At 51.1% G+C, this 15002-nt stretch carries 13 protein-coding genes; 1 reads left to right on the top strand and 12 read right to left on the bottom strand.

The window, feature by feature from the left end; translation table 11 throughout:
- Positions 1 to 3 precede the first annotated feature (3 nt).
- A complete protein-coding gene (mutT, locus tag SC127_RS05395; protein ID WP_215847628.1) occupies positions 4 to 399 on the bottom strand; it encodes an 8-oxo-dGTP diphosphatase MutT in 396 nt (131 codons plus the stop codon).
- Positions 400 to 580: 181 nt separating this feature from the next.
- Here mutT and SC127_RS05400 point away from each other — a divergent pair, with 181 nt between their 5' ends.
- A complete protein-coding gene (locus SC127_RS05400; protein WP_332625645.1) occupies positions 581 to 964 on the top strand; it encodes a winged helix-turn-helix domain-containing protein in 384 nt (127 codons plus the stop codon).
- Positions 965 to 1021: 57 nt separating this feature from the next.
- Here the strand turns inward: SC127_RS05400 and secA are convergent, their stop codons facing one another.
- From secA to murD, 11 genes are all read right to left on the bottom strand, one after another.
- Positions 1022 to 3727 (bottom strand): preprotein translocase subunit SecA, encoded by a 2706-nt coding sequence (secA, locus tag SC127_RS05405; protein ID WP_215847630.1) that lies wholly within the window; start codon positions 3725 to 3727, stop codon positions 1022 to 1024.
- Between the two features lie 72 nt (positions 3728 to 3799).
- Positions 3800 to 4309 carry a secA translation cis-regulator SecM gene (secM, locus tag SC127_RS05410; protein WP_332625648.1) on the bottom strand — a complete coding sequence of 170 codons (510 nt, stop codon included), beginning with the start codon at positions 4307 to 4309 and terminating at the stop codon, positions 3800 to 3802.
- A gap of 303 nt (positions 4310 to 4612) precedes the next feature.
- Complete coding sequence (gene lpxC, locus SC127_RS05415) at positions 4613 to 5530, bottom strand: UDP-3-O-acyl-N-acetylglucosamine deacetylase (protein WP_215847632.1); 918 nt, start codon at positions 5528 to 5530, stop codon at positions 4613 to 4615.
- A 101-nt stretch (positions 5531 to 5631) separates the two neighbouring features.
- Positions 5632 to 6786, bottom strand: coding sequence for a cell division protein FtsZ (gene ftsZ, locus SC127_RS05420; RefSeq protein WP_215847633.1), 1155 nt, complete (start codon positions 6784 to 6786; stop codon positions 5632 to 5634).
- Positions 6787 to 6857: 71 nt separating this feature from the next.
- On the bottom strand, positions 6858 to 8114 hold the full coding sequence (gene ftsA, locus SC127_RS05425; RefSeq protein WP_215847634.1) for a cell division protein FtsA: 1257 nt from the start codon (positions 8112 to 8114) through the stop codon (positions 6858 to 6860).
- The gene (gene ftsQ, locus SC127_RS05430; RefSeq protein WP_215847635.1) at positions 8111 to 8956 is read right to left on the bottom strand and encodes a cell division protein FtsQ; all 846 of its coding nucleotides are present in this window, start codon (positions 8954 to 8956) and stop codon (positions 8111 to 8113) included. The genes ftsA and ftsQ overlap by 4 nt, the downstream gene beginning before the upstream one ends.
- Position 8957: 1 nt before the next feature.
- On the bottom strand, positions 8958 to 9878 hold the full coding sequence (locus tag SC127_RS05435) for a D-alanine--D-alanine ligase (protein WP_243078598.1): 921 nt from the start codon (positions 9876 to 9878) through the stop codon (positions 8958 to 8960).
- Positions 9871 to 11346: a UDP-N-acetylmuramate--L-alanine ligase gene (murC, locus tag SC127_RS05440; RefSeq protein WP_215847637.1), complete on the bottom strand. Its 1476-nt coding sequence runs from the start codon at positions 11344 to 11346 to the stop codon at positions 9871 to 9873. Before murC ends, SC127_RS05435 begins: the two co-directional genes overlap by 8 nt.
- 70 nt (positions 11347 to 11416) lie before the next feature.
- Complete coding sequence (murG, locus tag SC127_RS05445; protein ID WP_332625653.1) at positions 11417 to 12475, bottom strand: undecaprenyldiphospho-muramoylpentapeptide beta-N-acetylglucosaminyltransferase; 1059 nt, start codon at positions 12473 to 12475, stop codon at positions 11417 to 11419.
- The gene (ftsW, locus tag SC127_RS05450; RefSeq protein WP_215847639.1) at positions 12472 to 13686 is read right to left on the bottom strand and encodes a cell division protein FtsW; all 1215 of its coding nucleotides are present in this window, start codon (positions 13684 to 13686) and stop codon (positions 12472 to 12474) included. Before ftsW ends, murG begins: the two co-directional genes overlap by 4 nt.
- Complete coding sequence (gene murD / locus SC127_RS05455; protein WP_332625655.1) at positions 13686 to 15002, bottom strand: UDP-N-acetylmuramoyl-L-alanine--D-glutamate ligase; 1317 nt, start codon at positions 15000 to 15002, stop codon at positions 13686 to 13688. Before murD ends, ftsW begins: the two co-directional genes overlap by 1 nt.

The raw sequence follows: 15002 nt of genomic DNA on the forward strand, positions 1-15002 counted from the left end.
CTTTTAGAATTCACCCGCAATCAGGCGTGCGATCAACTGATGATTGGCCGCTGGAAACTCATCAGCCACCAGCGCATGCTGTTCCACCCAGCGTTGCGGTTGCCCTTCTCGTCCCCACGGCTCACCTTTCCAGCCTTCCACTAAGAAAAAGTGTAGCGTGACGCGAAGATCTTCATAGGTATGATCCGCTTCACCAATAGCTTGAGCTTCAGTCACTTCAATACCGGTTTCTTCTAGTAACTCACGGATCAATCCTTGTTCAGCACTCTCCCCAGCCTCAATTTTGCCACCGGGGAATTCCCACTTGTTGGCCATATATGAGGTCGCTGCACGCTGGGCCAGGAAAATTTGTTTGTCGGCGTTGCGAATAATACCTACCGCGACCTGCAGGTGTTTCATGAATGATATCCCAGAGTTTTAGCTGAATGAGCCGTGATTTTAAAACATGGCTTAAAGGAAGTTAAACGCTTTAGGCACTGTAATGAAATCAAACAAGACAGGTCGCAATGACGTTGCTCCAGATGTTTAGCAATACTCGCACTTACCTATTGTTTCACTAGACTGCGCAACGGTTAATCCCATGCTTACATACATTGCCCATAACACCGCCAGAGAGATACATTCCGCCCGGCAGGTGATTTTTCATGACATTCTGACCCTCGACAGTGTCCATAATCAGCTGACATGGCATCCCGGCAACATTGTCATCCCGTTAAACGATGCCCAAAAACGTTTCTTTAACTGCCTGCTTATGAAAGTCACTTCTAAACAACAAATCATCTCAATTGTCTGGAATGAGCGCGCTTACGGTATTAGCGATAATAATTATCACCAGTTATTGTTTCAAAGCCGCGCCCTGCTAAAACGCCACAAATTACCGGATGGCCTGCTGGTCACTATCCCTTATCATGGCGTCAGGCTTAATGAAGACCTGCTGTTATCCAGCGCCAAGGCATACAGTTAGTTGCAGAAATAGGGATAAAAAAAAGGAGCCATCGGCTCCTTTTTCTTTCAGTGCTTATTAGGCCAGACGCCCATGACACTGTTTGTATTTTTTGCCCGAGCCGCATGGACAGGGATCGTTACGTCCAACTTTGCGTTCACCGCTCTCTTGCGCCAGCTCTTCTTTCGCTAAGATTTCATCGTCAACATGGCTAAGCTGCTGCTGCTGTGCCAAACGTTCAGCTTCCTCACGACGCTGCTGCTCCATCGCTTCAACTTCTTCCGGCATGCGAACTTGCACCTTGCTCAGCGTGCTAATCACTTCATATTTCAGTGACTCCAGCATTGCTGCGAACATAGCAAAGGATTCGCGTTTATATTCTTGCTTAGGATCTTTCTGCGCGTAACCACGTAGATGAATACCTTGACGCAGATAATCCATGGCTGCCAGATGCTCTTTCCACAGTGAATCCAGCGTCTGTAACATTACTCCTTTTTCGAAGCTACGCATTGTCTCAGCGCCAACCACTTCTTCTTTCGCAGCGTAGTTTTCCATCGCATGCGTCATGATACGTTCGCGCAGCGTTTCTTCATGCAGATCGGGTTCTTTATCTAACCATTCAGCGATAGGAAGTTCCAGATCGAAATCAGTGCGTAAACGCTCTTCCAGACCAGGGACATCCCACATTTCCTCCAGCGACTGCGGTGGAATGTAGGTGTCGATGGTGGTTTTATACACATCCTGACGAATGCTGTTGATGGTTTCACTCACATCAGAAACATCAAGCAGTTCATTACGTTGGCTGTAAATTGCGCGGCGCTGATCGTTAGCAACATCATCATATTCCAACAGTTGCTTACGAATATCGAAGTTGCGGCTTTCTACTTTGCGCTGTGCATTAGCAATCGCTTTTGTTACCCATGGATGTTCAATCGCTTCGCCAGGCTTCATGCCTAATTTACGCATCATGTTTGACACGCGATCCGAGGCAAAAATACGCATCAGCGCATCTTCCATCGACAGATAGAAGCGTGATGAACCCGCATCACCCTGACGACCCGCACGCCCACGCAGCTGGTTGTCGATACGGCGAGATTCGTGACGCTCTGTACCTACGATGTGTAAACCGCCGGAGGTCAGCACTGCATCGTGGCGAATCTGCCATGCGGCTTTAATCTCTTCGATCTGCGCTTCTGTTGGATCCTGAAGCTCAGCGACTTCAGCATGCCAGCTACCACCCAGCATAATGTCTGTACCACGACCCGCCATGTTAGTGGCGATCGTTACCGCGCCTGGCTGGCCCGCTTGCGCCACGATTTCTGCTTCGCGGGCGTGGAATTTGGCGTTCAACACGTTGTGTTTAATGCCTGCGCGCGTCAGTTCATTAGAAACAACTTCTGATTTTTCAATGGAGATGGTACCCACCAATACAGGCTGTCCGTTTGCGGTACGCTCACGGATATCCTCAATGATTGCATCAATCTTCTCTTTCTCAGTCATGTAGACCAGATCAGCCAGATCTTTACGCACCATTGGGCGGTTGGTTGGTACGACAATGGTATCTAGTTTGTAAATTGAGCTAAATTCGAATGCTTCGGTATCTGCTGTACCGGTCATACCAGCCAGTTTTTCATAGATACGGAAGTAGTTCTGGAAAGTGATTGAGGCCAGCGTCTGGTTCTCGTTCTGAATATCAACACCTTCTTTCGCTTCGATAGCCTGATGCAGGCCGTCGGACCAGCGGCGTCCCTGCATGGTACGCCCGGTGTGCTCATCGACGATAACTACTTCGCCATCTTTCACAATGTAATCTACATCGCGGGTAAACAGCGCGTGGGCACGAAGCGCAGCGGTAACGTGGTGCATCAGCATGATATTGGTTGGCGAATACAGAGACTCGCCCTCATCCATGATGCCTTGGCTAACCAAAAGCTCTTCCACTTTGACTAAACCACGTTCAGACATGTGCGCCTGTCGCGCCTTTTCATCCACCCAGAAATCACCTTCGCCCTGGAAATTTTCAGTGTCTTCTTTATCCTGACGAACCAGGTGCGGAATGATTTTATTAACTTTGGTGTAGAGCTCAGAGCTGTCTTCTGCAGGGCCAGAAATAATTAACGGCGTACGCGCTTCATCGATCAAGATGGAGTCCACTTCATCTACCAGCGCATAATTCAGTTTACGCTGTACGCGCTCTTCCGGGCTGAACGCCATGTTATCGCGCAGATAATCGAAGCCATATTCGTTGTTGGTGCCGTAAGTAATGTCAGCCGCATACGCTTCGCGTTTAGCATGAGCCGGCAAGCCTGACATGTTAATACCGACGGACAAGCCGAGGAATTCGAACAGCGGACGGTTATTTTCGGCATCACGCTGCGCCAGATAGTCATTCACCGTGACCACGTGAACGCCTTTACCGGTTAACGCATTCAGATAAGCCGGCAAGGTTGCCGTCAACGTTTTACCTTCACCGGTACGCATTTCCGCGATACAGCGGTCATTCAACACCATGCCGCCAATCAGCTGGACATCAAAGTGACGCATACCAAATACGCGCTTACTCGCTTCACGTACTGTGGCAAAGGCTTCAGGAATTAAGCTTTCCAGCGTTTCGCCTTTTGCCAGACGCTCACGGAATAATACAGTTTTAGCTTTCAATTCATCATCAGAGAGCTTTTCAAAATCTGGCTCCATCTTGTTGATGACATCAACAGCCTTACGCATACGGCGTAAAGTACGATCATTGCTGCTACCAAAAACCTTGGTCAACATTTTGATTAACATAATAAATATTTTCTCAATTCAGCCGTGTAATCACGGGCTGCGAAATCTAAAAGTGTGAAACAACCAAAAAGATTAGCAGAACAATGAGGAAGGTCCGGCGCGAATGCCGTTTACTTTAGCGTGCCACTCAACATACGTATGAGGCTGGGCAGCAGAGTGCGGTTTAGAACGGTTTATCTGCGGCGCGGTATGCAGCGCAGTTTGTGAAGTCAGTAACGCGTGAAGCGAATCCAGTAACGCCAGCTTTTGCGCTGCCAGCGGTAGCGCACCCTGCTCTTCAGCCTGCGTCTGCGGCGTCAACGTAAAAGAGAGATGGCGTATCACGGTGCGGATAGCATGTTGATGCCAATAATCCACAGTGAAGTTTGGGCGTCTCGCCGCTTCTTGTAGGCGAATAAGATGATCGAATCGGGCAGCATTGCCGATAAACAAACTGCTGGCAGGTGATTCTGATGATGCGTTGAGTTCTGAACTTTGTGCACACGCCGGCAAGCCAAGACTGGCCGCCACCATCCCCAACAGGAGATGAGGCCAGAAATAGCGTCTGCCTAATTGTCGCCAGCGTAAAAGAAGTTCGATCACAACCTTTCCATTGCACAAGAGTCGATTTGCGCATCAATTTTCTGATCACCAACCGCGTAATGCAGTGGCGTTAAGCCGATAAAAGCGCCTGAGATAGTATCACTAATGTGGGATGTCCACACCTGGGATTAAAGTCGCTCTGGGAGAAAACACGCTTGATTGTTCAGCAATTCAGCAACTAAGAGATTTACTTGCGAGCGGCATCGCACTTCAGGAGAGAACAGCGAGACAATAAAAAACGGCTGACGCCGCTGACCGGAGAGGGTGTCAGCATTGCCAGCCGTTTTAGATGTTCTGAGGTAATTAAGCCAGAACCAAATTGGGTGCTTTGAATGCCAGCGGCAGTTCAGCTTCGTCTTCGAAAGTTGCCCATTCCCAGGCTTCTTGCTTAGCTAAAACGGCTTGCAGCAACTTGTTATTCAATGCGTGGCCTGATTTGAACGCGGTAAACGCGCCAATGATGTTGTGGCCGCACATAAACAAATCACCAATTGCATCAAGCATTTTGTGACGAACGAATTCATCTTCAAAGCGCAGACCGTCTTCATTCAAGACGCGGAAATCATCCAGACCTATCGCACAATCTAAACTACCGCCCAGGCACAGGCCTTTAGACTGCAGATATTCGATCTCACGCATAAAGCCAAATGTACGCGCGCGACTGATTTGGCGAACAAACGCTTCAGCAGAAAAGTTCATCTGATAACGCTGAGAGCTGGAGTCGATTGCCGGATGTTTAAAGTCGATGGTGAAGTCCAGCGAAAAGCCATTAAACGGCTTAATCTCGGCCCATTTGTCACCATCTTCAACACGCACGGTTTGCTTAACGCGCACGAATTTTTTCGCGCTGTTCAGCTGTTCGATACCTGCATCCATCAGCAAATAGATGAACGGTGCTGCGCTGCCGTCCATGATCGGGATTTCTGGCGCATCGACTTCAACAATAATGTTATCGATACCCAATCCCGCCAAGGCGGCGTTTAAATGTTCAACCGTCGAAATACGTACGCCTTCATCATTCACCAGGCAAGTACTCAGCATGGTGTCGCGCACGTATTTTGCATCAGCCGGGAAATCAACCGGTGGATTCAAGTCAGTGCGACGATAGATGACCCCGGTATTAGCCGACGCAGGGCGCAATGTCAGTGTGACTTTCTTGCCGGTATGCAAACCGACACCAGTCGCCTGAACAATACGTTTTAATGTCCTTTGTTTGATCATCGTATTATCTCGCAATATTACCTTTCCAACCGCCAGTATACTTTACCAGCGGGCGGACACTTTAGCACAAAGAGCGGAGATTCCCAATTATAGGGATATTCTTAATCAGCCTGCTTACGTAAAAACGCAGGAATATCAAGGTAGTCAGGCTCTTTATTAGATTGCGCAGTCTGGTCATTAACCACTTTCGCAGCCGGTTTTTGCTCCTGCGGCAGCGGCGACATGCCGTGCTGCTGATAGCGATGATCCATAACCGGTTGGCTGGCAGGCTTATTCGTTACCAGCGTGATTTCAGGACGTTTGTCCATGCCGATACCGGTTGCTACCACGGTGACGCGCAGTTCGTCATTCATTTCTGGATCTAATGACGTACCAATCACGACGGTCGCGTTGTCAGAGGCGAAGGCGCGGATGGTGTTACCCACGGTTTCGAACTCATCCAGACGCAGGTCAAAGCCAGCGGTAATGTTAACCAGGACGCCACGAGCGCCAGAAAGGTCGATATCTTCCAGCAGAGGACTGGAAATCGCCATTTCAGCGGCTTCTTCAGCACGATCTTCGCCACACGCTACACCTGAGCCCATCATGGCATAACCCATTTCAGACATGACGGTGCGTACGTCAGCAAAGTCGACGTTCATCAGACCCGGACGTGTAATCAGTTCTGCAATACCCTGAACCGCGCCTTTCAACACATCGTTTGCTGCGCCAAAAGCATCCAGCAATGAAATGCCGCGACCTAATACTTTCAACAACTTGTCGTTAGGAATAGTAATCAGTGAATCGACATGTTTTGAAAGCTCAGCAATACCCTGCTCGGCAAATGCCATGCGCTTTTTGCCTTCAAAATTGAAGGGTTTAGTCACCACAGCAACCGTCAGGATACCTAAATCTTTGGCCACTTCAGCCACAACTGGCGCAGCACCGGTACCGGTGCCGCCGCCCATACCGGCAGCGATAAACACCATGTCTGCCCCTTCCAGCGCAGCACGCAATGCTTCGCGATCTTCCTCTGCGGAGTTGCGGCCCACTTCCGGGTTCGCGCCCGCGCCCAGACCTTTGGTAATGTTATTACCGATCTGGATGGTCTGGCCGACTGCTGTTTTACGCAACGCTTGCGCGTCGGTGTTAACAGCGAAGAATTCTACACCTTCGATACGCTCGCGTACCATGTGTTCTACGGCGTTGCCGCCGCCACCGCCGACGCCGATGACTTTAATCACCGCGTCGTTGGTTAATTCCATAGGTTCAAACATGATTTCTCTCCGTTATGTGCCTGTCGCCTGGAGATCACTAAAAAAACCAGCATGATCTCCTTTATCAAAAATTAAAACTCTTTTTTCAACCAACTATTGATGCGCTTGAACCAATTTCCCACCGATGCACGTTTTTCTGTCTCTGCATCGCCATTCATGTGCGACTCTTTGCCGTAATGCAGCAGTCCCACTGCGGTTGAGTAATATGATTCCTGCGCATAGTCAGTCAAACCAGTGATATTCAGTGGCTGACCAATACGTACCTGCGTATGGAATACGCGTTGCGCACAGGCCGCCAGTCCTTCAATTTGCGCGGCACCACCTGTTAACACAATACCGGCTGCCAGATGATGTTTCACGCCCTGCTGACGTAATTGTTCCTGTAATTGCAGAATCTCGTCATTGACCAGATTCAAAAGCTCGGTGTAGCGCGGTTCAATCACCTCGGCCAGCGTTTGGCGCTGCAGGCTGCGAGGAGGACGACCACCCACACTGGGTACTTCAACATTCTCATCTTTACCTACGATAGAACCCAGCGCACAACCATGCCGGACTTTAATCGCCTCAGCGTCAGTTGGCGGAGTGCCAAAGGCATAGGCGATATCGCTGGTCACTACATTCCCTGCATAAGGGATGACTTTGGTATGACGCAACGCGCCACCGGTGTACACCGCGATATCCATTGTACCGCCACCGATATCGACAACACAGACCCCTAGCTCACGTTCGTCTTCAGTTAATACTGCAAAACTGGATGCCAATCCGGCAAAAATCAATTGGTCAACTTTCAGGCCACAACGTTCAACGGCTTTGACAATATTTTTTGCCATGTCGTTATGGCAGGTAATCAGGTGTACTTTTGCCTGCATACGTACACCAGAAAGTCCAACCGGATTTTTAATGCCTTCCTGATAATCGATAGCATATTCCTGAGGAATAACGTGCAGGATGCGATGCTCGTCGCGTACGCGAACCGATTTAGCGGTATGCACCACATTTTCTACATCATCCTGAGTCACTTCTTCTTCGGAAATCGGAACCATCCCGATTTCGTTCTGGCAGCTGATATGTTTGCCCGATAATGCAAGATAGACGGAGGAGATCTGGCAATCTGCCATCAACTCAGCCTGATCAATGGCGCGCTGAACGCATTTCACCACTGATTCAAGGTCGTTTACGCCACCTTTATCCATGCCGCGGGACGGGCAACTGCCGACCCCAATAATATTGACCATACCATCGGGCAGAATTTCTCCAACCAGGGCGGCAACCTTTGCGGTGCCAATTTCGAGTCCAACTACCAGTTTTCTGTCCGTTGCCTTGATCATTGTTGTTTAGCCTGTGCCTGGTTCTGTTGCTGATTACTGTCCTGTGGCTCCATCACTACCGGCGTCCATCCCACAGAAGCGCCAGAGTCGTATCGCAGATCGACATAGCTGATACGTTTGCTTTCATTCTGACCTTGCTGCAGTAGCACCGGGTAGAGCTCAATAAAGCGGTTCAGACGTTTCATGGTGTCGCTGCGTCCCAGTTCAATGCGCACATCATCACTGGTAACCAATTGCCACGAACGCCGCGCCGTCATCGACGCTACCTTCAGGGTAAACTTCCGGGCTTTCAGCACATCGTCCATGCTGTGGTAGCCCGCCAGCACCTCTTTTTCGCTGCCTTCTGGCCCGTACAACATCGGCATCGTTTCTTTTCCGATGTGATTCGCCGGTACGCTGAAGGAGACGCCATCCGCGTCTACCATATGTAAATCATTCCAGCGTGCTACCGGCGTGTACTCAGTCAAATGAATCTTCAGTTCATCTGGCCACTGTTTACGCACGCTTACCTGCTTAATCCACGGTAGTCGCTCGATTTGCTGCTGCAAGATGTCCACATCCTGCGACATAAACGTGCCGGGCGCGCCAAGTGATAAAATTGCCTGGCGAATATCATCGTGGGTGGTGTAATGCGTTTGACCGGTCACCACCAGCTTCGACAGCGGCAAGCGTGATGAATCATTCATCCACTTCAGTACCACTAGCCCGCCAGAAACCATAATGCCCACAACGATTAGCAAAAATATGATGCCAAAAAGTCGGGCTCCGTTACTGCGTCCCGAGCGTACACGCTCTTGCGGTTCACGTTCACGGTTACGTGCATTCATCGCCGCCTGTGACATATCAGTCGGCCAACTCCACAATACGAGCAACCAGCTGCGAGAAGGTCATTCCTGCCTGCTTCGCTGCCATTGGCACGAGACTGTGGCTTGTCATACCTGGTGAGGTGTTAATTTCCAATAGATGGAAACGACCTTCACCATCAGCCATTACATCCACGCGTCCCCAGCCGCTACAGCCCAAAGCACGCCAGGCCGCTAACACTAATTGCTGCAGTTCTGCTTCACGATCAGCACTTAAACCACTCGGGCAGAAGTATTCAGTATCGTCAGAAATGTATTTAGCTTCATAGTCATAGAACTCGCTGGCAGCTTTTATTTGTATCGAAGGCAAAACGTGCTCGCCCACAATACCTACGGTGTATTCACCGCCGCTTAAAAAAGCCTCAACTAATACATCATTGTCATGTCGAAACGCTTCTTCTAATGCTGCTGGCAGCGCGCTTAATTCGTTTACGCGACTGATGCCGACGCTCGATCCTTCGCAGCTTGGTTTAACAAATACCGGCAAGCCCAACGCCGCGATCGCCGCATGGGTATCTGCGTCAAGACCTGCATCCATTTGCTGACGGGTCAGCCAGACGAAGCGGCCAGAAGGTAAACCTCGGCCCTGCCACAGCAGCTTGGTGCGCAATTTGTCCATGGTGATAGCAGATGCCATCACGCCGCTGCCGGTGTAAGGCAGGCCAATAAATTCCAGCACGGCTTGCAGCGTGCCGTCTTCACCACCACGACCATGTAGCGCAATAAACGCTTTGGCGAAGCCCTGATCTTTCAGGTTTAATACCGACACATCACGCGTATCAACAGCGTGCGCATCAATGCCCGCTTCACGTAGCCCGGCTAAAACGGCATTGCCTGACATCAGCGAGACTTCACGCTCTGCTGAAGTCCCCCCCATTAATACAGCAACTTTCTCAGCCATGACGGTCCTCCGCTTTGCGTTCCGGTTGCAGTTTGCAGTCCGCTAATTTACGTGCGACTTTGCCCACATTACCTGCGCCTTGTACCAAGATCAGATCGTTACCTGAAAGCAACGGTGCCAGCATTTCCGGCAGTACATCGTGATCCGGCACTAAAATCGGATCCACTTTGCCACGACCGCGAATGGTCCGACACAGCGCGCGGCTGTCAGCGCCGGGAATCGGCGTTTCGCCTGCTGCATAAACGTCCAGCATGAGCAAAACATCCACTTGTGACAATACGTTAGCGAAATCGTCGAACAAGTCGCGAGTACGCGTATAACGATGTGGCTGAAAAATCATGACCAATTTTTTATCTGGCCAGCCTGCACGCGCAGCCTTGATCGTGGCATCAACTTCAGTGGGATGATGACCATAATCGTCCACCAGCATGGCGCTGCCCGCGTGTCCGTTGACCGGCTCAGTGGAGTACTCGCCTAATAAATCAAAGCGACGACCGGTACCCTGAAAACTTTCCAGCGCAGCCAGAATAGCGTTGTCTTCAACGCCCTCTTCACTTGCAACCGCCACAGCTGCGGCTGCGTTGAGCGCATTATGACGACCCGGTGCATTCAACGTGATTTGCAAGCGCGGCTTGTCCTGGCGTACTAAGGTGAAATGCCCTTGTGCTCCACGTTGTTCATAATTCTCAATGCGAAAATCAGCATCATCACTGAACCCGTAGGTCGTAATTTGACGTCCTACACGGGGTAACAGGTCACGAATAACGACGTCATCAATACACATCACCGCACGACCGTAAAACGGCAGGTTATGCAGAAAATTAATAAAAGTTTGTTTCAAATTCTCGAAGTCGCCCTGATAGGTATCCATATGATCGGCTTCGATATTGGTCACAATGGCAACCATGGGTTGCAGATGTAGAAACGACGCATCGCTTTCGTCTGCTTCTGCAATCAAGTAACGGCTGCTACCCAAACGCGCATGCGTTCCTGCTGCTTTAACTAATCCGCCATTGACGAAAGTAGGATCCAATCCGCCTTCGGCATAAATGCTTGATACCATTGCTGTGGTTGTGGTTTTGCCGTGCGTACCCGCTACAGCAATGCCATGACGAAAACGCATCAGTTCAGCCAGCATTTCAGCACGGCGAATCACGGGGATGCGCTGTTCACGGGCAGCAATCAGCTCTGGATTATCCTGAGATACCGCGCTGGAGACCACGACGACGCTGGCATCAGTCACGTTTTCCGGGCGATGATTAAAATAGATGGTTGCACCCAGCGCAGCCAGATTCTGCGTAACCGGGTTCGGCGCCAGATCAGAACCGCTGATATGGTAGCCTTCATTTGCTAACACTTCGGCAATACCGCCCATGCCAGCACCGCCGATGCCGACAAAATGGATGTGCCGGACGCGACGCATCTCGGGCACTATAGAACGCAGTTTTGCCAATTGTTGTGTATTCATCGCTCTCAATTACCTGCTATTTCAGTTTGTGCTCAGCATGAGCACAGGTCAGCCGAGCTGACCGGATTCATTACTTTGCGGCGCGAGCCACTTCACGCGCGACCCGATCGGTCGCATCGGGAATCGCCACCTGACGCGCTTTTTCAGCCATCGTCAGCAATGTTTGGCGATCCCAGTGGCGCAGCGTGTCCGCTACAGCATCCGCAGTAAATTGCGGCTGCTCAAAAATTTTCGCCGCGCCCGCTTTTTCTAGCGGTAACGCGTTCCAGTATTGCTGGCGATCTTTATGCTGAAACGGCACAAAGATGGCGGGCAATCCTGCCGCTGCTATTTCGCTAACGGTTAAAGCACCAGAACGACAGACCACCACATCAGCCCACGCATAGGCGGCAGCCATATCATCAATAAACTCGGTGACCTTGTGCTGCGTTTGCCCCACTTTTACGTAGGCTTGTTGTACGTCAGGCAAACCACCTTTACCGGTTTGATGCCAAATTGTAATCTGCTCGCCCAGTTCGGCAGCCACTTCTGGCATTGTCTGGTTCAAAATACGTGCGCCCTGACTGCCACCAATCACTAAAACGCGAATCGGGCCGTTACGATTGGCTAAACGTGCAATCGGTAAAGGCAAAGCCAATACATCGGTGCGCACCGGATTCCCCACCACGTCCGCTTTAGGGAATGCACCCGGAAAAGCCTGCATCACTTTGGTGGCGATTTTTGCCAACCATTTATTGGTCAATCCAGCGATGCCATTTTGCTCATGCAATACCACCGGGATTCCGCAACTCCACGCCGCTAAACCGCCAGGCCCAGAGACGTAACCGCCCATCCCGAGTACCACATCCGGCTGCCAGGCTTTAATAATGGCCCGCGCCTGGCGCCATGCATTGAAAATACGCATGGGTGCCAGCAACTGAGCTTTAATGCCCTTACCACGCAATCCGCTAATCTGGATAAAATCAATTTCGATGCCATGCTTCGGCACTAAATCGGCTTCCATGCGATCCGCAGTACCTAACCAACGCACCTGCCAACCCTGCTCCATCAGATGATGGGCGACAGCCAGACCGGGGAATACATGCCCGCCAGTCCCGCCTGCCATAACCATCAATCGTTTACCACTCATCGACCACCTCGGGTAAACGCCTGCGCTTTCGCCAGACGCGTTTCATAATCTATGCGCAACAAGAAGACGATGGCCGTTGACATGATGATCAAACTGGAGCCGCCGTAACTGATCAGCGGTAAGGTCAAGCCTTTGGTAGGCAACATGCCCGCTGCAGCACCGACATTTACCAAAGCCTGAAAGCTAAACCACACGCCAATTGAACAGGCTAAAAAGCCGGAAAAGCGTTGATCAAGCTCCAGAGCGCGGCGTCCAATCGACATTGCGCGAAAAGCGACGAAGAATACCATTAACAATGCTAAAACCACACCGATGTAGCCGAGTTCTTCACCGATAATCGAGAAAATAAAGTCGGTATGGGCTTCGGGCAAATACTCCAGTTTTTGCACTGAATTTCCCAAGCCTTGCCCCCAGAACTCACCGCGACCAAATGCCATCAGCGACTGGGTTAACTGGTATCCGCTACCGAACGGATCTTCCCACGGATCCCAGAAAGAGGTCACACGCCGCATACGGTAAGGTTCGGCAATGACCAACAGCACCACGGCGAAAATGCCGGAACCGATAATCGCCAAGAACTGCCACAGCTTGGCTCCCGCCAGAAACAGCATTGCCAGCGTCGTTACAAACAATACAACCACCGTTCCGAGGTCAGGCTGCGCCAAAAGCAAGACGGCCAAAATCACCATCACGCCCATCGGCTTACAGAAACCCCAAAAGTTGTTACGTACTTCTTCAACTTTTCGCACCAGATAGCTGGCGAGGTAGCAGAACAGCGTCAACTTAGATAACTCAGCTGGCTGAATACGCAGCGGGCCTAACGCAATCCAGCGCGATGCACCGTTTACCGAGCTACCGACGACTAATACGATCAACAGCATCGCTACTGATGTCATTAACATGATGTTGCTGTAGCGCTGCCAAAAATCCATCGGCACGCGCAACGTCACCAAGGCGATACCCAAAGCCAATAAGATGTAAAAGGCGTCGCGCTTTGCGAAGTAAAACGGGTCTTCATTGAGGCGCTGGCCCACCGGCATTGATGCCGATGTCACCATGACAAAGCCGATAACCGCCAAACCAAAAGTCAGCCACAGCAAGGTACGGTCATACAACACCAGCGAAGTGTCGTCGCTTTCACGCGATCCCATCACCCAATCTTTCAAGCGGCTTGAGAAGTAACTGGCCAAACCTGCGCCTGGAATATTCATCAGCTCAGCTCCTTCGCCAGTTGTGCAAACGCATCACCGCGTTGCTCAAAGTTGCGAAACTGATCGAGGCTGGCGCATGCTGGCGATAGCAGTACCATGTCGCCAGGCTGAACCTGCGCAGCAATTTGCGTCATCGCCTGCTGCATGGTTTCAGTGCGTACCGACACGTCAGGGCGCAACGCGGCTAACGCATCGCCATCGCGACCAAAGCAGAACAGCCGTAAATTGTCGCCTTGTAGATAACGTGCCAGCGGCGTGAAATCTGCCGACTTGCCATCACCGCCCAGCAACAGCCACAAGCGCCCGGTCACTATCAACCCTTTCAACGCCGCTTCGGTGCTACCAACGTTGGTGGCTTTAGAATCGTTAATCCAACGTACGCCGTTATGTTCATGCACCAGCTGGAAGCGATGTGCTAACCCGCTATAAGCGGTCAGAGCCGCCAGGCTGGTGGCGCGTGGTAGACCTACGGCATCCGCCAGCGCCAGTGCAGCCAGCGCGTTGGTGTAGTTATGCTGACCCACCAGTTTCATTTCATCGGTATTCAGTACTTTTTCGCCTTTCACCCGCAACCAGATGCTGCCCTGCTGCTTGTTCAGGTGATAATCCCCAATATCGATACCAAAACTGACGCAGCGTGTATCTGCACCGCGCACCGGCATGGTTAATCCATCATCTGCATTCACCACACATACCTGCGCATTCTCATAGATACGCAGCTTGGCGGCGCGGTATTGCTGCATGCCCAACGGATAACGATCCATATGATCTTCCGTCACGTTGAGAATGGTTGCGGCTGCCGCTTTCAGGCTGTGCGTGGTTTCCAGCTGGAAGCTGGAGAGTTCCAGCACATAAAGTTGTGCAGGTGATTTCAACAAACTCAGCGCAGGCAAACCGATATTGCCGCCAACGCCAACCTGCCAACCAGCGGCTTTCGCCATTTCACCGACCAGCGTAGTGACGGTACTTTTGCCGTTAGAACCGGTGATCGCCACAATAGGTGCCTGCGCTTCTCGGCAGAACAGTTCAATGTCACCCACGATTTCGATACCCGCATCAGCAGCTTCGCTTAAAGCAGGATGCGCCAATGCAATACCGGGGCTGGCAACAATCAGATCGGCCGCGAGCAGCCAATCAATATTGATGCCGCCGACATAGCGCTCGACCTGTGCTGGAAGCTGGTTGAGGCCGGGCGGCGATATACGGGTATCCATCACGCGCGGTGTAACGCCCTGCGTTAAAAAGAAATCAACACAAGAAAGCCCGGTCAGGCCTAACCCGATAATGACGACTTTCCTGCCCCGATAGTCAGCCAT

Source organism: Pantoea sp. T14, from assembly GCF_036663535.1.
GTDB classification, from domain to species: Bacteria; Pseudomonadota; Gammaproteobacteria; order Enterobacterales; family Enterobacteriaceae; genus Pantoea; species Pantoea phytostimulans.

Excerpts from the sequence above, each read along its gene's own strand:
- murG (WP_332625653.1), bottom strand. The coding sequence starts at position 12,475 with ATGAGTGGTAAACGATTGATGGTTATGGCAGGCGGGACTGGCGGGCAT.
- murD (WP_332625655.1), bottom strand. The coding sequence starts at position 15,002 with ATGGCTGACTATCGGGGCAGGAAAGTCGTCATTATCGGGTTAGGCCTG.
- SC127_RS05400 (WP_332625645.1), top strand. The coding sequence starts at position 581 with ATGCTTACATACATTGCCCATAACACCGCCAGAGAGATACATTCCGCC.
- ftsW (WP_215847639.1), bottom strand. The coding sequence starts at position 13,686 with ATGAATATTCCAGGCGCAGGTTTGGCCAGTTACTTCTCAAGCCGCTTG.
- SC127_RS05435 (WP_243078598.1), bottom strand. The coding sequence starts at position 9,878 with ATGGCTGAGAAAGTTGCTGTATTAATGGGGGGGACTTCAGCAGAGCGT.
- ftsZ (WP_215847633.1), bottom strand. The coding sequence starts at position 6,786 with ATGTTTGAACCTATGGAATTAACCAACGACGCGGTGATTAAAGTCATC.
- murC (WP_215847637.1), bottom strand. The coding sequence starts at position 11,346 with ATGAATACACAACAATTGGCAAAACTGCGTTCTATAGTGCCCGAGATG.
- ftsQ (WP_215847635.1), bottom strand. The coding sequence starts at position 8,956 with ATGTCACAGGCGGCGATGAATGCACGTAACCGTGAACGTGAACCGCAA.
- mutT (WP_215847628.1), bottom strand. The coding sequence starts at position 399 with ATGAAACACCTGCAGGTCGCGGTAGGTATTATTCGCAACGCCGACAAA.
- lpxC (WP_215847632.1), bottom strand. The coding sequence starts at position 5,530 with ATGATCAAACAAAGGACATTAAAACGTATTGTTCAGGCGACTGGTGTC.
- ftsA (WP_215847634.1), bottom strand. The coding sequence starts at position 8,114 with ATGATCAAGGCAACGGACAGAAAACTGGTAGTTGGACTCGAAATTGGC.
- secA (WP_215847630.1), bottom strand. The coding sequence starts at position 3,727 with ATGTTAATCAAAATGTTGACCAAGGTTTTTGGTAGCAGCAATGATCGT.